Source organism: Bacillus sp. H1a (assembly GCF_000633475.1).
GTDB classification, from domain to species: domain Bacteria; phylum Bacillota; class Bacilli; order Bacillales; family Bacillaceae_G; genus Bacillus_A; species Bacillus_A paramycoides.
On record NZ_AYMH01000001.1, the window covers coordinates 208,971 to 234,433 of the forward strand.

General features: G+C 36.6%; 24 protein-coding genes. All 24 read left to right on the forward strand.

Annotated features, from left to right (window positions below):
* Positions 1-11: 11 nt before the first annotated feature.
* The 24 genes from nuoI to U860_RS0101140 all read left to right on the forward strand — a co-directional run bounded on the left by nuoI (position 12) and on the right by U860_RS0101140 (position 25,353).
* Positions 12-431: an NADH-quinone oxidoreductase subunit NuoI gene (nuoI, locus tag U860_RS0101025; protein ID WP_025147055.1), complete on the forward strand. Its 420-nt coding sequence runs from the start codon at positions 12-14 to the stop codon at positions 429-431.
* The gene (locus U860_RS0101030; RefSeq protein WP_025147056.1) at positions 428-952 is read left to right on the forward strand and encodes an NADH-quinone oxidoreductase subunit J; all 525 of its coding nucleotides are present in this window, start codon (positions 428-430) and stop codon (positions 950-952) included. The genes nuoI and U860_RS0101030 overlap by 4 nt, the downstream gene beginning before the upstream one ends.
* Positions 945-1,259 (forward strand): NADH-quinone oxidoreductase subunit NuoK, encoded by a 315-nt coding sequence (nuoK, locus tag U860_RS0101035; RefSeq protein WP_002174335.1) that lies wholly within the window; start codon positions 945-947, stop codon positions 1,257-1,259. Before U860_RS0101030 ends, nuoK begins: the two co-directional genes overlap by 8 nt.
* A gap of 29 nt (positions 1,260-1,288) precedes the next feature.
* Positions 1,289-3,151: an NADH-quinone oxidoreductase subunit L gene (gene nuoL / locus U860_RS0101040; RefSeq protein WP_025147057.1), complete on the forward strand. Its 1,863-nt coding sequence runs from the start codon at positions 1,289-1,291 to the stop codon at positions 3,149-3,151.
* Positions 3,148-4,650, forward strand: coding sequence for an NADH-quinone oxidoreductase subunit M (locus tag U860_RS0101045; RefSeq protein ID WP_025147058.1), 1,503 nt, complete (start codon positions 3,148-3,150; stop codon positions 4,648-4,650). The genes nuoL and U860_RS0101045 overlap by 4 nt, the downstream gene beginning before the upstream one ends.
* A 7-nt stretch (positions 4,651-4,657) precedes the next feature.
* Positions 4,658-6,172: an NADH-quinone oxidoreductase subunit NuoN gene (gene nuoN / locus U860_RS0101050; RefSeq protein ID WP_025147059.1), complete on the forward strand. Its 1,515-nt coding sequence runs from the start codon at positions 4,658-4,660 to the stop codon at positions 6,170-6,172.
* A gap of 212 nt (positions 6,173-6,384) precedes the next feature.
* Positions 6,385-6,621 carry a DUF1146 family protein gene (locus tag U860_RS0101055; RefSeq protein WP_002174331.1) on the forward strand — a complete coding sequence of 79 codons (237 nt, stop codon included), beginning with the start codon at positions 6,385-6,387 and terminating at the stop codon, positions 6,619-6,621.
* A gap of 51 nt (positions 6,622-6,672) precedes the next feature.
* Positions 6,673-7,377: a YwmB family TATA-box binding protein gene (locus U860_RS0101060; RefSeq protein ID WP_025147060.1), complete on the forward strand. Its 705-nt coding sequence runs from the start codon at positions 6,673-6,675 to the stop codon at positions 7,375-7,377.
* 39 nt (positions 7,378-7,416) lie between these two features.
* On the forward strand, positions 7,417-8,721 hold the full coding sequence (gene murA / locus U860_RS0101065; protein ID WP_025147061.1) for a UDP-N-acetylglucosamine 1-carboxyvinyltransferase: 1,305 nt from the start codon (positions 7,417-7,419) through the stop codon (positions 8,719-8,721).
* Positions 8,722-9,003: 282 nt separating this feature from the next.
* A complete protein-coding gene (gene spoIID / locus U860_RS0101070) occupies positions 9,004-10,020 on the forward strand; it encodes a stage II sporulation protein D (protein WP_002174328.1) in 1,017 nt (338 codons plus the stop codon).
* 260 nt (positions 10,021-10,280) lie between these two features.
* On the forward strand, positions 10,281-11,897 hold the full coding sequence (locus U860_RS0101075; protein WP_025147062.1) for a long-chain fatty acid--CoA ligase: 1,617 nt from the start codon (positions 10,281-10,283) through the stop codon (positions 11,895-11,897).
* Between the two features lie 125 nt (positions 11,898-12,022).
* Positions 12,023-13,030 (forward strand): LytTR family transcriptional regulator DNA-binding domain-containing protein, encoded by a 1,008-nt coding sequence (locus U860_RS0101080; protein WP_025147063.1) that lies wholly within the window; start codon positions 12,023-12,025, stop codon positions 13,028-13,030.
* Between the two features lie 179 nt (positions 13,031-13,209).
* Positions 13,210-14,052: an ABC transporter ATP-binding protein gene (locus U860_RS0101085; protein ID WP_025147064.1), complete on the forward strand. Its 843-nt coding sequence runs from the start codon at positions 13,210-13,212 to the stop codon at positions 14,050-14,052.
* The gene (locus tag U860_RS0101090) at positions 14,052-14,756 is read left to right on the forward strand and encodes an ABC transporter permease (protein ID WP_025147065.1); all 705 of its coding nucleotides are present in this window, start codon (positions 14,052-14,054) and stop codon (positions 14,754-14,756) included. Before U860_RS0101085 ends, U860_RS0101090 begins: the two co-directional genes overlap by 1 nt.
* Positions 14,757-14,918: 162 nt before the next feature.
* Positions 14,919-15,842, forward strand: a complete 924-nt coding sequence (locus tag U860_RS0101095; protein ID WP_025147066.1) for a M23 family metallopeptidase — start codon at positions 14,919-14,921, stop codon at positions 15,840-15,842.
* 141 nt (positions 15,843-15,983) lie between these two features.
* Positions 15,984-16,118 (forward strand): hypothetical protein, encoded by a 135-nt coding sequence (locus U860_RS0101100; RefSeq protein ID WP_025147067.1) that lies wholly within the window; start codon positions 15,984-15,986, stop codon positions 16,116-16,118.
* Between the two features lie 308 nt (positions 16,119-16,426).
* Positions 16,427-16,699 carry a sporulation transcriptional regulator SpoIIID gene (gene spoIIID / locus U860_RS30990; protein WP_000544010.1) on the forward strand — a complete coding sequence of 91 codons (273 nt, stop codon included), beginning with the start codon at positions 16,427-16,429 and terminating at the stop codon, positions 16,697-16,699.
* 161 nt (positions 16,700-16,860) lie between these two features.
* On the forward strand, positions 16,861-17,862 hold the full coding sequence (locus U860_RS0101110; RefSeq protein ID WP_025147069.1) for a rod shape-determining protein: 1,002 nt from the start codon (positions 16,861-16,863) through the stop codon (positions 17,860-17,862).
* 347 nt (positions 17,863-18,209) lie between these two features.
* Complete coding sequence (gene tagD / locus U860_RS0101115; RefSeq protein WP_025147070.1) at positions 18,210-18,605, forward strand: glycerol-3-phosphate cytidylyltransferase; 396 nt, start codon at positions 18,210-18,212, stop codon at positions 18,603-18,605.
* Positions 18,606-18,611: 6 nt separating this feature from the next.
* The gene (locus U860_RS0101120; RefSeq protein WP_029952795.1) at positions 18,612-19,790 is read left to right on the forward strand and encodes a CDP-glycerol glycerophosphotransferase family protein; all 1,179 of its coding nucleotides are present in this window, start codon (positions 18,612-18,614) and stop codon (positions 19,788-19,790) included.
* Between the two features lie 176 nt (positions 19,791-19,966).
* On the forward strand, positions 19,967-21,166 hold the full coding sequence (locus U860_RS0101125; RefSeq protein WP_025147072.1) for a CDP-glycerol glycerophosphotransferase family protein: 1,200 nt from the start codon (positions 19,967-19,969) through the stop codon (positions 21,164-21,166).
* A 1-nt stretch (position 21,167) separates the two neighbouring features.
* The gene (locus tag U860_RS0101130; RefSeq protein WP_025147073.1) at positions 21,168-21,971 is read left to right on the forward strand and encodes an ABC transporter permease; all 804 of its coding nucleotides are present in this window, start codon (positions 21,168-21,170) and stop codon (positions 21,969-21,971) included.
* A 15-nt stretch (positions 21,972-21,986) separates the two neighbouring features.
* Positions 21,987-23,615, forward strand: a complete 1,629-nt coding sequence (gene tagH, locus U860_RS0101135; RefSeq protein ID WP_025147074.1) for a teichoic acids export ABC transporter ATP-binding subunit TagH — start codon at positions 21,987-21,989, stop codon at positions 23,613-23,615.
* Between the two features lie 145 nt (positions 23,616-23,760).
* Positions 23,761-25,353, forward strand: a complete 1,593-nt coding sequence (locus U860_RS0101140; protein ID WP_025147075.1) for a CDP-glycerol glycerophosphotransferase family protein — start codon at positions 23,761-23,763, stop codon at positions 25,351-25,353.
* Positions 25,354-25,463 lie beyond the last annotated feature (110 nt).

The following is a 25,463-nucleotide window of genomic DNA, read 5'->3' on the forward strand; positions in this document are numbered from 1 at the left end:
GCCAGTAAGAGATGAAAGGACTATTTAAAGGTTTAAAATATACGCTTAGTAATTTGAGTAAGAAAAAGGTGACTTATGATTATCCGAATCAACCGTTGCCATTACCAGACCGCTTTCGAGGTATTCAAAAGTTTTATCCAGAGAAATGTATTGTTTGTAATCAGTGTTCTAACATTTGTCCGACAGATTGTATTCAATTAACAGGAAAAAAACATCCTGATCCTAAGAAAAAGGGGAAAATTATCGACACGTACGATATTAATTTTGAAATTTGTATTCTTTGCGATTTATGTACAGAAGTTTGTCCGACAGAGGCGATTGTAATGACAAATAACTTTGAACTCGCAGAGTATTCACGTGATGATTTATTTAAAAATTTGCAGTGGCTTGACGAGAATGACGAGAACGTCAGGAAGGAGAATAAAGCATGAATGGCGAGTTTGTAGCTTTCTTTATATTATCATTGTCTGCGATTATTGGCGGCGTTCTTATGCTGAACTTAACGAAAGTAATGCATATGATGCTGGCTCTTGTGCTTACGTTCCTTAGTATTGCAGGTTTGTACTTTCTCTTATCAGCTGAATTTATCGGAGTTGCACAAATTTTAATTTACTCTGGTGCAATCACTATTATTATGATTTTTGGCATTATGTTAACGAAACATAACGCGGAAAATGAATCGCGCCTTACTCTTCGAAAATGGATTATCTTCTTTGCGGTTGTAGCATTTGGAGCGGTTATGTATTTCGCTGTTAATAATATCGATTTTTCAAATCAAAGCACACAAGGAAGTTTACCTCTCCATGAAAAAAACACACTTCAAATCGGTACACTTCTCTATTCAAAATATATTATTCCATTTGAATTAACCTCGGTTATTTTACTTGTAGCACTTGTTGGCGCAATTATACTTGCGAAGAAGGATGAGGGGGAGGAGGATTCCCATGAGTAGCGTTCCAGCTTCTGCGTATTTAACACTTGCGATTATTTTGTTTTGCATCGGCCTATTTGGAGCTTTAACAAAGCGAAATACAGTAATTGTATTGGTTTGTATTGAATTAATGCTCAACGCCGCCAATTTAAATTTAGTAGCGTTTAGTAAATTAGGTTTGTTTCCGAATTTAACAGGACAAATTTTTTCGCTGTTTACGATGTCTGTAGCGGCAGCTGAGGCGGCGGTCGGACTTGCGATTTTGATTGCTTTGTACCGTAATCGCACGACAGTTCATGTAGATGAAATGGATACGCTGAAAGGCTAGCATTGTGACCGAAAAGGGGGAAGGAAACAATGATCGATTATGCATGGCTCATACCGCTTTTCCCGCTTGTTTCGTTTTTGTTACTTATTATGTTCGGGAAGAAGATTAGAGAGGGAAGCAGTGTACTAGGTATTTTCTTCACCTTTCTCTCCTTTATAGGAGCGGTAGTTGTACTAATAGAACGATTTTCATCCGAGGCAGTGAAACATAAATGGATATGGCTTAGGGTCGGAGATATAGATATATCATTTGGTTTTGAGGTTACTGCATTAGGAGCTTTAATGCTATTTATCGTTACGCTTGTGAGCTTTCTTGTACATGTGTACTCGAAAGGTTATATGAAGGGTGACGAAAGATTACCAATCTTTTATGCATATTTAGGGCTCTTTACATTTGCGATGCTTGGACTTGTTATATCGACGAATTTATTACAGCTTTATATATTTTGGGAGTTAGTCGGCCTCGGTTCATTTTTACTTATCGGTTTTTATTTCTTTAAAGAAGAAGCGAAGGCTGCTGCGAAAAAGGCTTTTATTATGACACGTATTGGGGATGTTGGGTTATTTGTTGGGATGATTTTAATTTTTTGGAACGCAGGTAGTTTTGAATATGAGGCGATTTTTAAGGCGATTTATACGGGTGATCTTTCCCCTACCATGATTACAATAACGGCGATTTTAATTTTTATCGGTGCGATGGGGAAATCGGGTCAGTTCCCGCTTCATACGTGGTTGCCAGATGCAATGGAAGGACCGACACCTGTTTCGGCACTTATTCATGCGGCAACGATGGTTGCAGCTGGCGTATATTTAGTAGCAACGATGTTCCCTCTATTTTCAGCAAGTGCTGTAGCGATGCAAACAGTTGCAATCGTTGGTGCTTTCACCGCAATCTTTGCAGCCTCTATCGGTCTTGTACAAACTGATATAAAGAGGGTGCTTGCTTATTCTACAGTTAGTCAGCTCGGGTACATGATGCTTGCGCTAGGCTCTGCTGGTTATGTAGCTGGTGTCTTTCATTTAACGACACACGCTTTTTTTAAAGCATTACTGTTCTTGGCTGCAGGGAGTGTAATTCATGCAGTGCACACGCAAAACATTAATAAAATGGGCGGTTTACAGAAGAAGATGAAAGTAACTGCTGCGCTGTTTTTAATAGGTACACTTGCCATTAGCGGCGTTCCTCTCCTTTCCGGGTTTTTTAGTAAAGATGAAATTTTAGCGGCGACTTGGATGGATGGTAATTACTTCCTATTCGTTTTAGCGGTAATTGCGGCATTTTTAACAGCATTTTATATGTTCCGTCTATACTTTCTTGTCTTTACGGGAGAAACGAAGACGAAGGAAGGGGTGCATGAATCGCCTCGCACAATGACGTATCCGATGATTGTCCTCGGTGTTCTTGCAGTAGTAGCAGGATATGTAAATACACCGTGGTTTGGGACGTTTCTCGGAGATTGGCTTACGAAGGATGTAGGGTTCAAAGTAAAAGATGTACATGGGCCAGCTTGGATTATGGTTGTAGCGACGCTCGTTTCATTTGCGGGAATTGTCCTCGCGTATTTCATATATGGCAAGAAATCTATCTCTAGAGATTGGGCCGCGGGAGGGGGGACACCTCTTTATAACCTTTTGAAAGAAAAATATTATGTGGATGAACTATATAATGTTACGGTGCTTCCTATTACGAAAGGAATCGCTCATATGCTTCGCTTATTTGAAGTATATGTTGTAGAAGGAGTCGCAGTTTTAATTGGGGGTTTAGTTAAAGGTGTGAGCGGCCTAGGGGCGAAGCTTCAAAACGGGAATGTACAAGTGTACGGCACTGTAACGGCAGTTTCGCTCGCGGTACTCGTAATTATTTTGTTATATACGGGAGGGGATTTACGATGAATGAGTTGCTATTAACGTTCTTCATTTTTTCCCCGCTGTTAGGAATTCTCTTACTGTTATTAACGCCGAAAAAAGAATCGCGTACGGTGCGAGCGCTTGGTTTATTCGGAACAGCGCTTCCATTTGGAATCGCTATCGTCCTTGCTTGTACATACGCCTCTGAAAAGAGCTTATCGATATTTGATGAAAAAGTGAAATGGATTAAATTTGGGGACTTTGCGGCAGTGGACAAAAGGTTGTTTTCGATTTATTACGAGCTTGGTATTGATGGTCTATCGCTTGTAATGATGGTACTCACAGCACTTCTAGCGATGCTCGCAGCAATTGCGGCATTTTCCATTAAAAGAAATTTAAAAGCATTCTACATGCTATTACTCGTGTTAGAAATAGGGATGCTCGGTGTCTTCGCTGCTCAAAATTTAATGCTGTTCTTTATCTTCCTTGAAATTACGTTGCCACCAATGTTTTTATTAATTGGCAAGTGGGGGAAATTGGCGAGTGAAAAGGCTGCATATAGTTATTTAATATATAACGGTATTGGATCAGCCATTTTACTCATCGTTTTCTCAATTTTGTTTGCGAAAACAGGTACGACAAATATTGCGGAGCTTAAAGAGATATTAACGAGTGTAACTGCTGGGGGAGGACCGCTCGTCTCGAGTAGCTTACAGTTCGGTTTATTTCTTGCCATAATGGTTGCCTTTGCGATTAAACTACCCATTTTTCCTTTGCATCGCTGGATGGTCAATGTGCACATAGAAGCGCATCCTGCTGTAGTTATGCTTCATGCGGGAGTTCTGCTGAAGATTGGAGCGTACGGTATTATTCGCTTCGGGAAGGGGTTATTCCCAGAATACTTTCGTGAGTTTGCAACGCTAATCGCGATTTTAGGGGTAATTAATTTATTGTACGGGGCCTTTCTAGCACTTATCCAAACGGACTTTAGAAAGGTACTTGCTTACTCTAGTATTTCACATATGGGAATTGTTTTAATGGGGCTTGCGGCGTTAAATGCACCAGGCACACAGGGGGCGTTATTCCAAGTTGTGTCTCACGGTTTAATTGCAGCGTTACTCTTCTTCTTACTAGGCATAATTGAACAACGTTTCGGGACTTCGGATATTACAGCACTTGGCGGACTCGCAAAAAGTGTTCCGGTGCTTAGCGGTTTCTTCCTTGCGGGCGGTATGGCATCGCTTGGACTGCCAGGAATGTCTGGATTCGTTAGCGAATTCCTTGCCTTTCTCGGTTTATTCCAAGGGGAACCAGTCATCGCCGCTGTCGGTGTACTTGGGATTATTTTAACCGCTGTATACGTATTAAGAGCGATACTTCAAGTGACATTTGGCAAGAAAGAATGGGAAGCGAAATCTGATATACACGGATGGGAGTACGTCCCTGTTATATTGCTTATCGTTTGTATTATTGCAATTGGAGTAATGCCAGAACTACTAGGGGATCCGCTTCAAAATACATTGAAAACATTGGGGGTGAAGTAGGATGGATATGAACACGTTACTTAGCTTATCATGGCACCTCATGGTACCAGAATTCATTATTCTCGGGGCTGCCATCCTTCTTTCCATATGTGATTTGTTTTTTAAGCTGAACCATAGGTACGTAGCGATTGGTGCAATTGCCGCTGTCGTATTAGCGATAGTGTCATTAATTACGCTATATAGCGAACCGGCAGGAGATATTTTAAATGGATCGTTTGTATTAGATGGATTTTCAAAAGGGTTTAAAACGTTGTTATTAATCGGAGCAGCTCTCGTCTTATGTATGGCAATGAGTGATGACAAAGAGGATCCTATTCGAGATAAGGGAGAATATTATTACTTAATGTTAATGGCGCTTCTTGGAGCGATGTTCATGGCTTCTAGCGTTGATTTCATCACACTATTCGTCGGTTTAGAGTTGCTTTCGCTTTCTTCGTATATTCTAGTAGGAATTCGAAAAAGAAACCGCGCATCAAATGAGGCAGCAATGAAATACGTCATTAACGGAGGGATTGGAACAGCGATTACGCTCTTTGGAATGAGTTATTTATACGGTATTACAGGATCGACCAACATAGTGGAAATGCAAAAGGTATTGACGCAAGAGTTGGCTGGTGGCATTCAGTTATTATTAGCTCTCGCATTTCTACTATTGCTCGTTGGGCTCTCTTTCAAAATTGCAACAGTGCCGTTTCATATGTGGGCACCAGACGTATATGAGGGAGCGGCGACACCTGTCACAGCCTTTCTCGGGACGATTTCTAAAATTGCGGGGTTTCTACTCATTACGCGCCTGTTCCTTATGGTATTTGCAAGTGTGGCAATCCAAGGGGATATGCAATCCTTGTATGGGCGTATGAGCATATACATTGTGGTGCTAGCTAGTATTACGATGATTGTTGGGAACGTAGTAGCCTTAAAGCAATACAATGTAAAACGCCTATTTGCCTATTCGGGCATCGCGCATGCTGGGTATTTGCTCGTGCCTCTCGTGGCACTATCACAGTTTACGATGGATAGTATGTGGTTTTATATGCTGGCGTATATGCTCATGAATATAGGAGCATTTGCAATCATCCACGGATTAATCTTACAAAACAATAAGGAAAATATGACGATTTTCACAGGATTATACAAGCGATCGCCATTTACCGCTATAGTGATGACAGTTTTTATTTTATCGCTAGCTGGAATACCGGGGACGGCTGGTTTCATCGGAAAGATTAACATCTTTTTAGGAGCACTTCATGTAGAACCAGCTCATTACGTGTTAGCTTCTATTATGATGGGTACGACGGTTATTTCACTCATATATTATTTCCGGATTTTACAGCAAATGTTTTTCCGTACTGGAGAGACAGAAGAGAAAATTCAGTTACCGTTAAATATAAAGATTGTCATGAGCCTTTGCGCAATTTCGATTGTAATACTAGGGATTATGCCGATGATTGGTTACAATTTCTTTTATGAATATTTTCCATTAATGAAAGATTTCTTCTTCTTAGGGAACGTGGTACAATAGTGAAAATAAAAGGTGTAGAGTCCGTACTCTACGCTTTTTATTTTGGATTAGCAGCAAATGAAAACGCCTATAGGTATATGTTTTTCAAAAGAAAATTCCGATGTGAAATGTAAGATACTTATTTGCGTGTGAAAAAGTGTGGCTCCTACTTATTATGGTATCGTTTTTACATTTTGCGTAAGTAGTAGCCAAGCAAAAAAGGGGTCGATTTTTTGGCACAACTTTTAGGGCAACAAGCACTGATTGCCATTGTTTCGCATTTATTATTTATTACCATTACGTGGTGGGCCTTACAAGGTATTCACATTGAGCGCTTAATGAAGTCTGGGAAAGTGATGCAGACGAGAGTGTTACTCATCCTAATTACAATTGCAATTGGGACATCTGTAAGTAACTTTTTCCTTGATTATTTAGGCTATTCGAAGAGTTTAACGTATTTAGTAAAGTAAGTGTATAGAACCTCATGTCTCCGTTAACAATGGGGATAGGAGGGGATGAAATTGAAGTTTAAAGCCATTCTTATCGTTGTCGTAAGTGTTGTTTTATTTTTGGTTGGATATAGAGAGATGAAACCTATAAGCGATGAACAGAAAATGGAGAGCATGATCGCAGCTTTAGAGAAGAACGATGCAAAAGTAGAGCGGTGGTCATGGTTAGCGCGAGAAACGAAAACAATTTCTAATATACATACGTTTCAAAAATTGTTAAATGAAGTGAAGGAAAAGGCACATATCGAAAGTTGGGAATTAGAACAATCTCCAGATGGATATAAAGCTACATCCTATAAAAAATCTTCTTCGTATGAAGAACGAGTAGTAGTAACTTGGAGTAAGGAAAATACTAAAGAAAACACTTTCATTATTTTTGAAGTAAGCGGGGCGAAATGGGACCCGAAGTACGTTCGGAAAATGGATAAAATTTTTAGTGAAAAACCTACAATTTATACTTGTGTTCAAGGTGTACTGAATGATAAGATTGAAGGTGTTTTGCAAAATAAAACCAATCAGGTTTTGAAAGATCTTTCAGCAAGAGCGATCGAACAGATAGAAGAAAGAGCATTTGTATCAGTCTCCGCATATAATAAAAAGTGGAATGACGCTCTTTCAACAAATAGAGAGAAAATAAATGTGCAAATAGCAATACGTTCTACAGACAACAAAGATACAATTGTGGTTGGCACACCGATCATAACTTCTGAGTATTGAGTGAATAGATACTGAAAAAAGGACACGGAGGGGAATAATTTGGAAAAGATCATCGTCCGTGGCGGAAAGCGGTTGAACGGCACAGTGCGTGTTGAGGGCGCAAAAAATGCTGTATTACCTATAATCGCTGCAGCCCTATTAGCGAGTGATGGAAAGAATGTACTATCTGAAGTACCAGTTTTGTCTGATGTATACACAATTAACGAGGTATTACGTCATTTAAACGCTGAAGTCGTATTTGAAAATAACCAAGTAACAATCGATTCTTCTAAAGAATTAAACATTGAAGCACCATTTGAGTATGTACGTAAAATGCGTGCATCTGTTCAAGTAATGGGACCATTATTAGCACGTAACGGTCGTGCTCGTATTGCACTTCCTGGTGGATGTGCAATTGGTTCACGTCCAATTGACCAACATTTAAAAGGCTTCGAAGCAATGGGAGCGAAAGTGCAAGTTGGTAATGGATTTGTTGAGGCATACGTAGAGGGAGAGCTAAAAGGAGCTAAAATTTATTTAGACTTCCCAAGCGTAGGCGCGACAGAAAACATTATGTCTGCAGCTACATTAGCAAAAGGGACAACAATCCTTGAAAACGCAGCAAAAGAGCCAGAAATCGTTGACTTAGCTAACTTCTTAAATGCGATGGGAGCGAAAGTACGCGGAGCTGGAACTGGAACGATTCGTATTGAAGGTGTCGATAAGTTATATGGTGCAAACCATTCTATTATTCCTGACCGTATTGAAGCAGGAACATTCATGGTTGCAGCAGCAATTACTGGTGGAGACATCTTAATTGAAAATGCTGTACCAGAACATTTACGCTCTATTACGGCGAAAATGGAAGAAATGGGTGTTAAAATTATTGAGGAAAATGAAGGTGTACGTGTTATCGGCCCAGATAAGTTAAAAGCGGTTGATATTAAAACTATGCCTCATCCAGGTTTCCCAACAGACATGCAATCACAAATGATGGCATTATTACTACAAGCTGATGGAACAAGTATGATTACAGAAACGGTATTCGAAAACCGCTTTATGCACGTTGAAGAATTCCGTCGTATGAATGCTGATATTAAAATCGAAGGTCGTTCTGTTATTATGAACGGTCCAAACAGCTTACAAGGTGCTGAAGTAGGCGCAACTGATTTACGTGCAGCAGCAGCATTAATCTTAGCTGGTTTAGTATCAGAAGGTTACACTCGTGTAACCGAGCTAAAACATCTTGACCGTGGCTATGTAAACTTCCATAAGAAATTAGCTGCATTAGGTGCAACTATTGAACGTGTAAACGAAAAAGTAGAAGAAGTGAAAGAACAAGAAGTTTCTGATCTTCACGCTTAATTGAAATAGTCTCTATGTCTTTTGACGTAGAGGCTATTTTTTTTAACTATTACTGTTATAGTCAATAAATTCTATACTTATGCACGTCTCAGTAAAAATATTTAGAAAATTTTTGTTTTATCCCGCACATGCCCGGTTGGGATGGGCTAATAGTCAGTGGGGGATGAATAAAACCCTCACTGATCAAAGTTTCACTTTATACCGATCCCCCTAAGTATGTTCTAAAAGCCCCCTTAGTTCCATAAGAATGAAAGGAAGCCAACTTTATATTGGGGGAATAGGATGAAATTTTCAAAGCCACTTTTCATTACAATGGCGCTTTTAATAGCGCTCGTTATCATTGTACCTGCCGTCCTTGTCATTCCGTTTGCGAAAGCAAAGGTAGGGGAAGAATCTCCTAAAACTCCTCCAGTCGTACAAAGCATACCAGCTCCAGGGAAAGTTGATACAGCGGTTCAAGTTGCTGTATATCGCGATCAGCAGAAAAAGGTAGAAACATTGCCTATGGAGGAATATGTAACCGGTGTAGTAGCTTCTGAGATGAATGCCAGTTTTGAAATAGAGGCGCTAAAGGCGCAGGCATTAGCAGCAAGAACATTCGTGGTGCAGCGTATGCTAAGCGGAGGTAAGAAAAACAATGCGGACGTGACAGACACGGTCAAAGATCAAGTGTACAAAAGTAAAGAGGAACTGAAGAAACAGTGGGGGAATAACTACGAAAATAATTTAAAGAAAATCGAGGAAGCAGTTTCTAAAACAGCAGGACAAGTTTTAACGTATGAAGGTAAGCCAATTTCAGCTTCTTTCTTCTCAACGAGTAACGGTCGAACAGAAAATGCAGCGGATTATTGGGGGAATGATTATCCGTACTTAAAGAGTGTAGACAGTCCATGGGATCAAGCATCTCCAAAATTTACGAGCGAGCAAACATTTACAGTGACGGACTTTCAAAAACGTCTTGGTGTGAAAGTACTACCAGACGGGAAGATTGGAAACATTAAAGACCTTACAGAAGGAAAACGGGTAAAAGATGTAGAGTTTCAAGGGAAAACATTAACAGGAAAAGAAGTTCGTGAAAAATTAGATTTACGTTCTTCTGACTTTACATGGAAACAACAAGGTAATAACATCGTCGTTACGACAAAAGGTTTCGGCCATGGCGTCGGTATGAGCCAATATGGGGCAAACGGTATGGCGAAAGAAGGTAAGAAATATACAGATATCGTTGCTCATTACTATAAAGGTATTGAAATTAAAACGATGAATGATTATGAAGGGAAATTGATGGTGAAAAAATAGGGATTATAGTGCACGTACACTTTTGTTGATTTGATATAGATGTCGTTACTAGAAGGAGTTGTTCCAAAAGATATTTTGGAACAGCTCCTTTTTGTTGTAAAGGAGAAAATATAAAGGGGTGTCGCCTAGTCAAAAGTTCGACTTATGGGACAGCTCTTTTTGTCATTATTTGTAGAAATAAATGGAAGTTACCCTGCGCACTGCGTGTTATAATACAGTTATGTGAATATATAAAACATAATAACAGGGGGTAATGAAAAATGATGATGGATGTACCACTTCTCATTCCGTCAATGATGGAACGAGCGGAGAAATATTTTTCAAAAAAGGAAGTTGTCTCACGGACTGCATCTCGTATTCATACATTAACATACGGAGAAATTGCAAAGCGGACAAGAAGGCTTGCTAGCGTATTAAAGAGAATGGGAATTGAACAAGGGGATAAAGTAGGTACAATTGCTTGGAACCATCATAGGCATTTGGAAGCATACTTTGCGATTCCAGGAATCGGGGCGGTGCTACATACGATTAATTTAAGGCTTTCCGCTGATCACATTTCATATATTATTAACCATGCAGAAGACAAAATTATTTTTGTCGATGAAGACATGGTACCTATATTAGAAAGTATTCAACACGAAATTCCACACGTAAAAGCCTTTATTATTATGACAGACGATCATAAACTACCTCACACAACACTATCACTAGCATACCATTACGACCAATTACTCGAAGAAGGCGATGAGACATTTCCGTTTGTAAAAGATTTAGATGAAAAAGAACCGGCTGGTATGTGCTACACATCAGCTACGACAGGAAAACCGAAAGGCGTAGTTTACACACACCGTAGTATCGCACTCCATAGTTATACACTCGGACTTGCAGATGGTGGGAATATATCAGAAGTAGACACTTGTATGCCTGTCGTTCCAATGTTCCATGTTAACGCATGGGGATTACCGTTTGCGAGTACATGGTTTGGTACGAAACTCGTATTACCAGGACCGCATTTTACGCCAGAGATTTTGGCGGGACTAATCGACAGAGAGAAAGTAACAATTACGGCTGGCGTGCCAACCATTTGGATTGGTTTATTGCAGGAACTAGAAAAACATCCATATGATATTAGCAGTGTAAAAACGATATGGTCAGGTGGATCGGCTGCTCCGTTAAGTATGATTCGTACGTATGAAGAGAAATATGAAATTGCATTTAGACAAATATATGGAATGACAGAAACGAGTCCAGCAGTTGTAATTAACTGCCCGAAATCGTATCAGCGTGATTTACCGAAAGGAGAATATTATAATTTACGTTCTCGCCAAGGGTATTTATTCCCAGGATTAGAAATGAAAGTGATTGGACAAGACGGTGAAATTAAATGGGATGGAGAAGAAATGGGAGAACTTTGCCTGCGCGGCCCATGGATTGCCGGTAGCTATTATAACGATGAACGTACGGAAGAATCAATGAAAGATGGTTGGCTTCATACAGGAGACATTGTTACAGTTGATTCGGAAGGATTTATTAAAATTGCCGATCGTACGAAAGACTTAATTAAAAGCGGCGGTGAATGGATTTCTTCGGTAGATTTAGAAAATGCTTTAATGTCACATGACAAAGTATTAGAAGCATCTGTCGTAGCAGTTCCGCACGAAAAATGGCAAGAGCGTCCTGTTGCTTGCGTCGTATTAAAAGAAGGACAAGCAGTAGAACGAGACGAACTGTATGCTTTACTAGAAGCAGAATTCCCGAAATGGTGGATGCCAGATGATATTTTATTCGTAAATGAAATTCCGAAAACATCTGTAGGTAAGTTCCTAAAACGAGCGCTTCGTGATCAGTTGAAGACTTATATGGTGGAGCAGAAATAGAGAAGAAGGCTATCCTTTCATTTGGATAGCCTTCTTTTTTGATGTAATGTAAATATGTATTAAATATCATAATTTTCCATTAATTGTTTGGTATAATAGGATAAAAAGCATTTGGGGGAGACGAAATGGCGCTACTGGAGTTGAAACAGTTAGGGAAGACGAACCAGTTACCGGCAATTGAACTGGAAGTTGAGAAAGGACAATGTGTTGTTCTGCAATGTAACAATCATACAGCTAAAGTGTTGCACCGTATTATTATCGGAGAAGAAGAGGCTTCTTCAGGCAGTGTGCTATTTGAAGAAGATCCAATTGGAAAGAAAGTGTATTCCCGCATTGGCTTTTGCTTTTTGAAAGATGAAGCATATGACCGTTTGAAGGTGAAGGAATACTTCAAGTTCTTATTAGGTCTCTATGAATCAAATATGAGCATGGAAGAAGTAGTGCAATATGTTGGTCTCCTAGATAAGTTAAACGTTAAAATAGAAAAATTGTCATTTTCAGAGAAACGCCGTCTTCATATCGGGCGAGTTATGATTCATAATCCGGATTTAGTTATTTTGGAAGAGCCAGAGCAAAATGTAGATACAGAGAGTACGATTATTATTCGAAAAGCAATTATGAAAATGAAAGAACAAGGAAAGGCAATCTTTATTACATCGTCCTTCTTATCGGATGCGCTCTCGCTAACAGAGGATGTATACATATTAAATCAAGACGGTGTAAAAAAAGTGGAGATCGAGCAAGAAGAAGCGGAAGAGGTCGATGAGGAAAAAGTAGTTCAAATGATTCCGCAAATGAAACTTGAAAGAATACCAGCGAAAGTGAACGATAAAATCATTTTACTTGATCCGATGGAAATTCATTTCATTGAGACGCAAAATGGAGTGACACATATTCACGTTCGTGAAGGTGATTTCGTATGTGCATTAACATTAAGTGAACTAGAAACAAGGTTAACAGGTTTCGGATTCTTCAGATGTCATCGCTCGTACCTCGTTAATTTACAAAGGGTACGAGAAGTTATTACTTGGACTCGTAACAGTTTTAGTTTAATTTTGGATGACGAAAGAAAAAGTTCAATTCCACTTTCAAAAGGACGAATGGATGAATTAAAAGGTGTAATTGGACTATAAAATTGCTCCAATAAGCTCAAAATACGATTCATTCACCGGTAAAAATACTCCTTTTACGGGTATTTTACTGCGTAAACCCTTTGTTTTTCATATGATTGAGTCAAGAAAAGCGAAACAGTCAAATCGGAACTTGCGAAAGCGACTTTCATCTATATAAGAAAAACAAAGGGGATGACGAAATGACATTGGCAATTGAAATGAAAGATGTAATGAAAAGTTTCAACGAAAAAACAGCACTTCGAAATGTAAATATTGAGGTGAATCAAGGAGAAATTTTTGGATTCCTCGGGCCGAGTGGATCCGGTAAAACAACAACAGTAAAAATTTTAACTTCTCAATTACTTCATAGCGTTGGAACTGTAAGAGTATTAGGGAAAGATATTACAGGGCCAAGTAGCATCGATTACAAACGAATTGGCATTTTAACAGACAACAGCGGCTTATACGAAAGACTTAGCATTTATGATAACTTACTACTATTTTGTGACTTATACGAGTGTAAAAAAGAACGAATCGATGAAGTGCTATCACAAGTGAACTTATTAGAAGATAAAAAAACACAAGTGAAAAAATTATCAAAAGGAATGAAGCAGCGCGTCACACTAGCGAGAGCAATCCTTCATAAACCAGATATCCTCTTCTTAGACGAACCAACATCTGCACTTGACCCAGTAAACGTGCAAAACATTCATAAAATCTTAAAAGACTTAAACAAAGAAGGAACTACGATTTTCTTAACGACGCACAATATGGACGAAGCAGAAACGCTTTGTAACCGCATCGCCTTCTTATGTGGAGGAGAAATTGTAGCACTCGATACACCAGAAAACTTGCGATTAAAATACGCGAAAGATCAAATACAAGTTGTGTTAAAAGATAAACAAAAAGAAACAGTGAAAAAAGATGAATTAGGGGCAAAACGTATTTCAGAATGGATGAAAAAGGGCGAACTGTTATCTATTCATTCACACGAACCAACACTAGGCGATATCTTTATTGAAGTTACTGGGAGGGGATTATAATGACATTTTCAATGAGACGTGTATCAGCTATTTTTAGAAAAGAAGTACAAGATTTTAAGTCGAATTCACAAGTGTTGTTAATGGCATCTTTACCAATTATATTTGCATTTATATTTAGCAGATTTGGGCAAGGGAGTGCAGGTGTTAGTATTATTACTTTAACGAGCTTCCTCTTTGTTGCTGGATTTGTTCAATCTATGGTGATCGCAGAAGAGAAAGAAAAGCATACATTGCGTGTATTAATGTTATCTCCAGCATCTTCTGTTGAAGTTCTTCTTGGAAAAAGTATATTAACAGCATGTTTGACGTTGATTATTTGTATTGTAAACTTATTCATTCTGGATCAATTAAGTGGCAACCTTTTATTGCTAGGATTGATTATGTTATGTGGAACGATTTTATTTATCGTAATTGGAACAGTGATTGGGTTATTAGCTGAGTCTGTACCACAAACATCACTAATTGGAATGCCGATATTAATGACGATGTATTTAGCTGTACAATTTGAGCCAATGGTTGAAAATAAAGTAATTAAGACGATGATTGAGTACCTTCCAACGTCTCATATGGCGAAAGCGATTAACAGCTTAGTAGATGGAGCTGGGTTTAGTAGTATTAGTGGGCATATGCTAAATGTCGGGATTTGGCTTGTTATTTCGCTTGCTGCATGTTTAATCGTATACAAGAAAAAACAATTAGACTAAAAACTGAGCCAAAAGTGCTCAGTTTTTTTCTTTTTTCATCATTTCCTCGGAAATTTTACAATTTATATACATATTTTTACAGATTTTGTCGAAAAGTAATTAGTTATAGGTTGTATAGGATGTATGAATATTGTTCAAAATGATTGCTGAGGTGATGATGGAATGCGAGGAAGAAATAATAAAAAGTCGCGAAAAGTAGTACATTTATTTCAAAGAAGATGGGTGTTTCCGGCACTATACATTGCTTGTGCAGCGGTAATCTTAATGGTTGCGCTATGGTTTCAAGGAGCTAATCCGAAGAAAGCTCCGAACCAAGATCAAGCAACGCCGTATACACAAACGGATGATCCAGCAGTACCAGTAACAAAATCTTCAGAAGTAGTGAAAATGCCAGCTGCAGCAAATGCAGAAGTAGTAGTACAGAAGAAATTCTATGAAGATGCAGCAACTGAGGCGGAACAAGAAAAAGCACTTGTCTTTTATAACAACACATATTCCCCGAATAAAGGAATCGACATTGCTGCGAAAAATGGAAAAGAATTCGATGTTACAGCTGCTTTAAGTGGTACAGTAACGAAAGCTGAAAAAGATTCACTTCTTGGTTATGTTGTAACAGTAGATAGTGGAAATGGTGTAGCGGCATCTTATCAAAGCTTAGGCAGTGTGAAAGTAGAAAAAGGTGCACGAGTTGCACAAGGTGAAGTACTAGGGAAATCCGGTTTAAGTACAATGAATAAAGATGCAGGTTCTTACGTTCACTTTGAAGTACGTAAAGACAATGTGGCTGTGAATCCTGAGCGTTACTTAAATAAATCAGTAGCAGAAATTAAAGCTGATGCAGGTACTGCAAAGGCGACGAATGCTTCTGGTAAAAAAGCTGATGACAAATCTCAAAAAGAAGAAAAGTCAACAAGCACGAAACCAGAAAGTAAAACAGAGGATAAATCTCAAAAAGAAGAGAAATCAACAAGCGGTTCGACTAGTGATAAAGAGACGAACGGCAAACAAGAGGACAAAGCTAAGAAAGAAGAAAAATCAACAAATGGTTCTACAGAATCATCTAGTGATTCTTCTTCACAAGAATAAAAAAGTGAAAAAATCAGTTCTCACTAGGAGAATTGATTTTTTTATTTTCATATAAAAATAATCAGTTTCGAGAAAAAATTTGCAATAACAAGGAAAAATGACGAGATTCTCGAATATATATTACAAAAGGGAGGGGATACTGTGTCATTTTTATCTGTTCTGTCGATTGCTATTATTTTATTGTTTGTTTTATTCGCTTTATATTATTATATTGCCGGTAAGAAAGAAGTTCCCCACCATCAGTTGTTAGAAGAAGAGTATGAACGAGAAAAGTGACACCTTGTATAAGAGGTGTCACTTTTTTTCGCCATAATTGTCATTGTTAACGTATTTCTCACACAAAAACGTTATTTTTCTTAACTTAGTCCGCAAAAATAGTGAACATGTAGCATATATCAGTAGTGCGGGCAATACAATGGTATAAACCAATGCAAAGAGAGTGTTTGAGGTGAGAAATCGTGAATCATTTCATTATAAATCCAAGAATGTTTAACGCTTACAAACAGCACTCACATTTACTTCATAGTCGTATGCAGCGAGTCTCATTTCACACTTCTCACATCCAATTTAGGGAGGCGAGTGGTGTGCACGATTACATCAAAGAGAGAACTATCAAGATTGGCAAGTATATCGTGGAGACAAGAAAGACAGTGCGTGTAATTGCAAAGGAGTTTGGGGTATCAAAGAGTACAGTCCATAAAGATTTAACAGAACGTTTGCCAGAAATTAATCCAGAGCTCGCAAATGAAGTGAAAGAAATTCTTGATTATCATAAGTCTATTCGTCATTTAAGAGGGGGAGAAGCAACAAAGCAGAAGTATAGAAAAGAAGATATAGAAAAGCCTGTACGTCAATAAATGCAAAACAGCAAACATTCCTTACAGATTCGGTAATGTTTTTCAGAAAAATTCTTTTTGTGAATATTACGTTTCTGTTAAAATTATGATAAAATCAGAAATTAGGTGTAAAAGAATTCGGGTGTAACCTGATTTTGAATATCGAGGAGGAAAAGACGGGAATGTTTGCGCGAGATATCGGAATTGACCTAGGTACGGCTAACGTATTAATTCATGTTAAAGGTAAGGGTGTTGTATTAAATGAGCCATCTGTTGTGGCACTTGATCGTAATAGTGGAAAAGTATTAGCAGTAGGTGAAGAAGCAAGAAGTATGGTGGGACGTACACCTGGTAATATTGTGGCAATTCGTCCGCTTAAAGATGGTGTAATCGCAGATTTCGAAATTACAGAAGCAATGTTAAAGTATTTCATTAACAAATTGGACGTGAAGAGTCTCTTTTCAAAACCTCGCATTTTAATTTGCTGTCCAACAAATATCACATCTGTAGAACAAAAAGCAATTCGTGAGGCTGCTGAGCGTTCAGGTGGTAAAACAGTATTTTTAGAAGAAGAACCAAAAGTAGCCGCAGTTGGTGCTGGTATGGAAATCTTCCAGCCAAGCGGAAACATGGTTGTTGATATTGGTGGAGGTACAACAGATATTGCCGTACTTTCTATGGGTGATATTGTTACCTCTTCCTCTATCAAAATGGCTGGCGATAAGTTTGATATGGAGATCTTAAACTACGTTAAACGTAAGTATAAGCTATTGATTGGAGAACGTACTTCAGAAAATATTAAAATTAAAGTTGGTACAGTATTCCCAGGTGCACGTAGTGAAGAACTTGAAATTCGCGGACGTGACATGGTAACTGGTTTACCACGTACAATTACAGTATGCTCAGAAGAAATTACAGAAGCACTAAAAGAAGACGCGGCTATCATTGTACAAGCTGCAAAAGGCGTACTAGAGCGCACACCACCAGAACTATCTGCGGACATTATTGACCGTGGTGTTATTCTAACAGGCGGTGGGGCTTTATTACACGGTATCGACATGCTTCTAGCAGAAGAGTTAAAATTACCAGTATTAATTGCTGAAAACCCAATGCACTGTGTTGCGGTTGGTACAGGTATTATGTTAGAGAACATTGATAAATTACCACGTCGTGCGTTGCGATAAGGTTTGAATGATTTAAAAAGTGCGAAGGAAATATTTCCTTCGCACTTTTTTTGTAAATAAAAGAAAGTAAGAGGAGGTTTGTAATACTAGATAAGAAGGCGCCTTCTTAAACAAACTATGACAATAGTTGTTAGGTTATTGTCATAGTTTGTAAATGAAAATTATGTTATAATCATTCGTGTGAATTTCGTGTGAACTTGATGTAAAATCTATGTAAATTTGTTTTGGATTTACATAGGGGGATTTGAGTCCTTCTTATCGTACATAGGTGCAAGGGACACTCTAGTTTGAATATATTTCTAAAGTGAATAATTATAAAATAAGAACATTTCACAGGGGGCGCGATTATGAAAAAGGTTATTACATATGGGACTTTCGATTTATTGCACTGGGGACATATTAACTTATTGAAGAGAGCGAAAGATTTCGGCGATTATTTAATTGTTGCTGTTTCTTCAGATGAATTTAACAAATTAAAAAATAAAAAATCTTATCATAGCTATGAGAATCGTAAAATGATTCTAGAAGCGGTTCGTTATGTGGATGAGGTGATTCCTGAGCATAATTGGGAGCAGAAAGTAAAAGATGTTGTTAATCATGACGTAGATATTTTTGTTATGGGTGATGATTGGGGAGGAGAATTTGATTTTTTGAAAGAATACTGTGAGGTTGTTTATTTACCAAGAACAGTTGGGATTTCTACTACTAAAATTAAACAGGAGCTAGTGTTAGTTGCTAGATAGTGTATTATGTTTCGAGAACTGATTGTAACAGTATATCTAATTGTATTCAAAATCCTATTCAACATAGCAAAAGTATTTCCTCTTAAAAATAAGGTAACCTTTATTATGTCTTATGGGGAAAATCTTATCTTTATTTATGAAGAAATGCAGAAACAACATGTAAATTGTGAAGTTGTTTTTTTGTATAAATCAACTTGTAAGTATGAAGTGAAAAGTTATCCGGATGTAAAATCATTCGCATTTGAAACAAAAAGTATAGTACAAACTATACAAGCAGCGTATCATTTAGCGACATCTCAACATGTTATTATCGATAATTATTTTGGATCGTTGTCAACGATCCGGTTTAAAAGCGGGGTACAATGTATCCAAATTTGGCATGCGGCGGGTGCCATTAAAAAATTCGGATTATTGGCCCCTTCTTTTAAAAGGCGAAGTAAATACGCACAAAAAAGGTTTTTAAAGGTTTACAACAATTTTCATAAAGTTGTAGTAGGCTCTGATGCTTTGGCAAATATCTATATGGATGCCTTTGGAATAGAAGAGGAAAATATATTAAAAACGGGCATCCCTCGTACAGATGTTTTTTTTAATAAAAATCATCAAAAGCATATTGTTAATAGTCTCCTATGTGGTCTTCCTGATCTACAAAGGAAAAAGGTCATTTTATATGCTCCAACTTTTAGAGATAAAGAACTGGAAGATTTTGATTTACATTTAAATATTGATGCAATGTATGAGGCTTTAAAAGATGAATATATTCTTGTGATCAAACTACATCCAGCTATTAGAAATAATCTGGAATATAAGGAATCGTATAAAGATTTCTTATACGACTATTCTCTATACCCGAATATAAATGATTTGTTTTTAGTAACAGATATTTTAATAACAGATTATTCTTCTGTCCCTTTTGAATTTTGTTTGTTAAATAAACCAATGATATTTTTTGCATATGATCTAAAGAAATATGTGAAGAAAAGAGGAATCATTGGAGACTTTATTGCTGATGTCCCTGGACCTGTTGTATATAACTCAGCTGAAATTATTGAGACAGTGCGAAACTATTCGTTTGATAGTAATAAGTTGAAGCAATTCAATGCACGTTGGAATCAATATTCGGATGGGAATTCAAGTAAGAAGTTGGTCAATTGCTTATTTGATCAAAAAGAGGTTGAGCTTTAAGTTAGGTTGTAAGGTAAATGGGCTAAGTGAGATCCAAGGAAAATACTTAGCTTCTTTTCGTGGGTGTTTAATTTTTCTTACTGTCTTTGAATCAGGGGCATTGAATGTGAGAATGTAAATGGTTATCATGATAATTTATAAAATGGCTAATTGTAGTTAGAAGGTGCATGAATAATATGAATCTAATCAAAAAAATAAAAAATCATCGAATAGTAAAGGTTGCTTGTAAAACGATATTTGTACTATGCAGTCACTTACCTGCTCAAAAGAAATTAGTTGTTTTTGAAAGTTTTTCTGGCAAACAGTATAGTTGTAATCCACGTGCGATATACGAGTATATGGAACAGCAACATTTAGGATTCCAAATGGTGTGGAGTGTGAATAAAAACTATATAGAGCAGTTTAAAGAGGCGAATATTCCATATGTTAGGCGCTTTTCAATCCGTTGGTTTATTTTAATGGCACGTGCGCAATATTGGGTTACAAATAGTCGGATGCCATTGTGGCTTCCAAAGCCTAAGCATACTACTTATGTACAAACTTGGCACGGCACACCACTAAAAAAATTAGCTATGGATATGAAAGAAGTTCATATGCCAGGTACAACTACAGAAAAATATAAGGAAAACTTTAAGAGAGAAGCGCAAAATTGGGATTATTTATTGTCACCGAATGCGTATTCAACAAAGATTTTCCGAAGTGCATTTCAATTTAAAAAAGATGTAGTTGAAGTTGGATATCCTAGAAATGACTTTTTATATGTAAACAATAATTGTAAGAAGATTGAAGAGCTGAAGAAAAAAAACGGTTTACCTGTAGATAAAAAAATTATTTTATATGCTCCAACGTGGAGAGATGATCAATTTTATAGCCAAGGGCGTTATAAATTAGACTTACAACTGGATTTAAGCCTTTTACAGCAAAAGTTAAGTTCTGATTATATCATTGTGTTAAGGATGCATTATTTAGTAGCAGAACAGTTTGATTTAGCTTCGTATAAAGAGTTTGTTTATGACTTTTCCCATCATATCGATATTAATGAATTGTACGTATTATCAGATGTGCTAATTACAGATTATTCTTCTGTCTTTTTTGATTATGCAAATTTGAAAAGACCTATTATTTTTTATACATATGATATTGATTTATATCGTGATAAGCTAAGAGGCTTTTATTTTGATTTAGAAAAGGAAGCTCCTGGACCAGTTGTTTCAACAACTGAAGGTGTATTGGAAGAGATTATGAAGTTCACAAGGGATGGATTGGGCGAATTTGAAAAAAAATATGATACTTTCTATAACAACTACTGTTATTTGGAAGATGGTCTTGCATCTAAACGTGTAGTAGAGAAAGTGTTTTTTGGAGAGGCACAATAAAATGAATGCAATGATTATGGTATTAAAAGAACAGATAAATAGTCTCTATTTAATTAAACGCCTATCTATTTATCAAGTTAAAAGTACAAATAAAGATAACTATCTAGGCATCGTTTGGGAAATGTTAAACCCTCTAATCCAAATGGGCATTTATTGGTTTGTTTTTGGAACCGCAATAAGAGGTGGTTCAGGGGTAAATGGTGTTCCATTTATATATTGGTTGATTTCTGGCATATCGGTATGGTTCTTTATTAATCCTGCAACTATGCAAGCTTCTAAATCTATTTATACAAGGCTAAATATGATCTCAAGGATGAGTTTTCCAATGAGTGTTATTCCTAGTTATGTAATTATGTCTAACTTTTATCAACATCTAGTATTAATAGGCATTGTTACCTTTATATTTTTAGTATCGGGTCAAGGGATTTCAATCTATTATATTCAATTGATCTATTATATGTTTGCCACAGTTATGCTTGTTTTTGCGTTTTCTTTAATTACTTCTACTTTATCTACGATCGTACGTGATGTACAAATGATAGTGCAATCTTTAATGCGGATGCTACTCTATTTAACTCCCATTTTATGGACCCCTGAGAAGTTACCGCTTGTTTTACAAAAGATTATGCAGCTGAATCCATTATGCTACATAGTCCAAGGCTATCGAAATGCTTTTTTAGGAACGGGTTGGTTTTATGAAGATATAATGTATACATTGTATTTCTGGGGAATTGTGTTCTTTATGCTATTGATTGGTACAGCAGTACATGTGAAATTTAGAAAACATTTTGTAGACTATCTATAATGAGGATTGTAAAAAATGAACTATTCAGTGAAGTTTCATAATGTAACAAAAAAATATAAAATGCATAGTAAAAGTTCTGATAAGTTAAAGGATATTATATATCCGGGCGGGTTTGGTGAAGATTTCTACGCGTTAAGAAATTTAAGTTTTGAAGCCCAAAAAGGTGATGTAATTGGTATTATTGGTGTAAATGGATCTGGTAAATCAACAATGTCTAATTTAATTGCTGGTATTACACCACCTACGGCAGGAACTATTGATATAAAGGGTAAAATATCACTTATTGCTATAGCTGCCGGACTTAATAACCAATTAACAGGCCGAGAAAATATTGAATTGAAATGTTTGATGATGGGGCTAAGTAAGGATGAGATTCAAACATTAACACCAGGAATTATCGAGTTTGCCGATATTGGTAAGTTTATTGATATGCCTGTAAAAAAATATTCTAGCGGTATGAAATCTCGCCTTGGTTTTGCAATTTCTGTGAATATTAATCCAGATGTTTTAGTTATTGATGAAGCCTTGTCTGTAGGTGACCAAACATTTACAGATAAGTGTTTAAAACGAATGAATGAATTTAAAGAACAAGGGAAAACGATCTTTTTTGTGAGTCATTCATTAGGACAAGTAAAGCAATTTTGTACAAAAGCGTTATGGATTGAATATGGTGAAATTAAGGATTATGGGCTTATGCAAGACGTAATGCCTAAATACGAACAGTTTTTAAAAGAATACCGTGCTATGAGTAAAGAGGAGCAACAAAAATTTAAAGAAGAAGCACAGAGAAAACAAGCCGGTCAGGAAATGAAGCAGGAAGACGCTAAGGCTTTAGATATTGCACATACTAGATTAAATCCAAGGAAACGGAAGAAAAAATATATGATTCCATTGGCAGGATTGGTCTTATGTATCGGAGCTGGAAGTACTGCTTATTTGAAAAAGGATCTGTTTGTCCAGCCTCCCCAGGCGGAAGCTGAAAGTAAAAAGAAACAAGTGTCTAATGAAAAGAGAAAAAATCCATTGGCGGATTTAGATATTCGATATGTGAAAATGGCAAAGGCAAAGATCAGAAGTATGCCAAATCTAAATGGTAAACAAGTAGCTATGATGGAATTTGGTACACCGTTTGTGGTAAAGACACAGCAAAAAGATGAAAAAAACGATATAAACTGGTTGGAAATTGTATATGAAGATGGAACAGAAGGATGGATTAGTGAGGGTGTGTCAAGTACGATTCCTTTTAGCTCAGCTTTACAGTATGAGGTTATCTCCAACAAGTTAAAGGGGCTATCGGGCTCAAATCAAAACTTTGAAAGTGGTATATCCTTATTAGGAAAAAATCAACAAGATGTACAAGGTGTGATAGGGAAGCCAAAAAACACCGAAGAACTATTAGAGGGTACATTAAATAGTTATGAAAATATCAATGTTCTATATAACCATCAGTTCACTGTAAAACAGGTTACAATACAGAATATGTCTATTCCTAAGGTGGCGATGTTAGAGAATTTAGGTCAAGCGCAGTTAGTAAGTGAAGACGGAGCATCATTTATATATCGCTCTGATAAATATGATTTTAAATTTTCATCCGCAGATGGTATAACCGTTGATCAAATATCTATATTTTTACATGCTAATTAAATTGATGAAGTGTTTACATGATTACGGTGGGATTAAAACCTTCGTATATCGCTATAGTTGAGTTATAACATACAAATTTCTTTAAAATCATATATTCTACTATATAAATTCGATTCGTTGAAGTGCTAAAGAAAGAGTGAAGCGAATGGTCAAATCCTCCGGAAAGTTAATTTCTAAAATACGAATAACGTCATTTAAGAAGAAAAAAGGAAAATGGCAGTTTGCTATTAGAGTAAAATGCAGAGATAAATGTACGGTCGAGGCTATAACTTTAAAAAAAAGGAACAGAGATAAAGTTTATCAACTCCCGTATCAGGAAAGTAGCGTAAATGAATTTGAAAAAAAGATTATCTTTGAAATAGAGCTGGGTCAACTTGAGCTAGGCCCGTTTTTTTGGGATTTTTATGTACATTTGAAATCCGATGAACTTAAAAGTTATCGAATTAAACATCCCAGCTATATTGTTAATAGAAAGCTAAACAATCGATTACAGCGTGACCATGGTGAAGATGGATATGTAGTATATCCATATGTGACTGTTAAAGGTGGACTCAGCTTACATTATCGAAGGAAGGGAACCTATGATCAGTTAAAATATGCTTTGAAAGAAAAGCTGGCATTAATCATATATTATACATTTAAATGGCATTGGGATCGAAAAGGCATTGTATTAGTATATGAGAAATTTGGCCATACCGCACAAGATAATTCTTATTATTTCTTTAAGTATTGCTATGATCATAAGCAAATTCCCAATCTATATTATGTGATTAACAAAAAGTCTAATGACTATAAGATGCTTGATCAATATGAGGATAAAGTTATCGACTTTATGAGTATCAAGTATATGATTTATCTCCTTGCTAGTACACTTATGATATCTTCTGAGTCAAAGGCACATTGTTATATATGGAAAGAAAACAGGGGAACGTTAAAGAAAGTTATTCATACTAAAAAGCACGTTTTTCTACAACATGGTGTGCTAGGTTTGAAAAAGGTGGATTCAATTTTTAAAAAAGGTAGCCCGAATGGAACGAATTTATTTTGTGTATCTTCGGAATATGAAAAAGAAATTGTAAAACAATTTTTTAATTATACAGAAGATGAAATCATTGTGAGTGGATTAGCAAGGTGGGATTATTTGCAAGATAAGAGTGGGGAGCAAAAACAAATTCTATTGCTGCCGACATGGCGAGAGTGGCTAGATGAGATATCAGAGGAAGAGTTTTTAGATAGTCAATTTTATAGGCAATATGAAAGGTTGCTAAATGATACAACCCTTGTTGAACAACTAGAGAAACATAACGTTATTTTAAAATTTTGTATGCATCCAAGAATTCATAGTTCTATTCGTTATTTTGAGTGTAATACTTCAAATGTACAATTTGTAAAATACAAAGATATAAAAATTAATGAGTTGATAATGGAATCTTCACTGCTTATAACAGATTATTCTAGTGTTTCTTGGGATATGTATTATTTAAAAAAACCAATTATTTTCTTTCAGTTCGATCATATAATGAATGGTTATTTAAACGTAGAACATGAATTATTTGGAGATAGATGTGTGCATGTGGATGAACTAGTTCAACTCTTAACTTTCTATATGCACAATGAATTTAAGGAGAAAGAAAGGTATAAATTGCTTAGAAATCATTTATTCTCATATATTGATCAAAACAACTCAAAGAGAATTGTCCTGGAGATCCTTGCAAAGAGAGATCAACTGAAAAACTAAATCCGCCCTTTTTTCGTTATATTATTAATTAAATAAATAAGTATACTACGTTTTATTTATTTAAATATAGTAATACCACTCTTACTAATGATAGTAGTTAGGATAATTTT

Bases quoted from the DNA above. Each gene is read 5' to 3' on its own strand.
- nuoI (WP_025147055.1), top strand. From the start codon at position 12: ATGAAAGGACTATTTAAAGGTTTAAAATATACGCTTAGTAATTTGAGT.
- U860_RS0101030 (WP_025147056.1), top strand. From the start codon at position 428: ATGAATGGCGAGTTTGTAGCTTTCTTTATATTATCATTGTCTGCGATT.
- nuoK (WP_002174335.1), top strand. From the start codon at position 945: ATGAGTAGCGTTCCAGCTTCTGCGTATTTAACACTTGCGATTATTTTG.
- nuoL (WP_025147057.1), top strand. From the start codon at position 1,289: ATGATCGATTATGCATGGCTCATACCGCTTTTCCCGCTTGTTTCGTTT.
- U860_RS0101045 (WP_025147058.1), top strand. From the start codon at position 3,148: ATGAATGAGTTGCTATTAACGTTCTTCATTTTTTCCCCGCTGTTAGGA.
- nuoN (WP_025147059.1), top strand. From the start codon at position 4,658: ATGAACACGTTACTTAGCTTATCATGGCACCTCATGGTACCAGAATTC.
- spoIID (WP_002174328.1), top strand. From the start codon at position 9,004: ATGAAATTTTCAAAGCCACTTTTCATTACAATGGCGCTTTTAATAGCG.
- U860_RS0101075 (WP_025147062.1), top strand. From the start codon at position 10,281: ATGATGATGGATGTACCACTTCTCATTCCGTCAATGATGGAACGAGCG.
- U860_RS0101080 (WP_025147063.1), top strand. From the start codon at position 12,023: ATGGCGCTACTGGAGTTGAAACAGTTAGGGAAGACGAACCAGTTACCG.
- U860_RS0101085 (WP_025147064.1), top strand. From the start codon at position 13,210: ATGACATTGGCAATTGAAATGAAAGATGTAATGAAAAGTTTCAACGAA.
- U860_RS0101090 (WP_025147065.1), top strand. From the start codon at position 14,052: ATGACATTTTCAATGAGACGTGTATCAGCTATTTTTAGAAAAGAAGTA.
- U860_RS0101095 (WP_025147066.1), top strand. From the start codon at position 14,919: ATGCGAGGAAGAAATAATAAAAAGTCGCGAAAAGTAGTACATTTATTT.
- U860_RS0101110 (WP_025147069.1), top strand. From the start codon at position 16,861: ATGTTTGCGCGAGATATCGGAATTGACCTAGGTACGGCTAACGTATTA.
- tagD (WP_025147070.1), top strand. From the start codon at position 18,210: ATGAAAAAGGTTATTACATATGGGACTTTCGATTTATTGCACTGGGGA.
- U860_RS0101120 (WP_029952795.1), top strand. From the start codon at position 18,612: ATGTTTCGAGAACTGATTGTAACAGTATATCTAATTGTATTCAAAATC.
- U860_RS0101125 (WP_025147072.1), top strand. From the start codon at position 19,967: ATGAATCTAATCAAAAAAATAAAAAATCATCGAATAGTAAAGGTTGCT.
- U860_RS0101130 (WP_025147073.1), top strand. From the start codon at position 21,168: ATGAATGCAATGATTATGGTATTAAAAGAACAGATAAATAGTCTCTAT.
- tagH (WP_025147074.1), top strand. From the start codon at position 21,987: ATGAACTATTCAGTGAAGTTTCATAATGTAACAAAAAAATATAAAATG.
- U860_RS0101140 (WP_025147075.1), top strand. From the start codon at position 23,761: ATGGTCAAATCCTCCGGAAAGTTAATTTCTAAAATACGAATAACGTCA.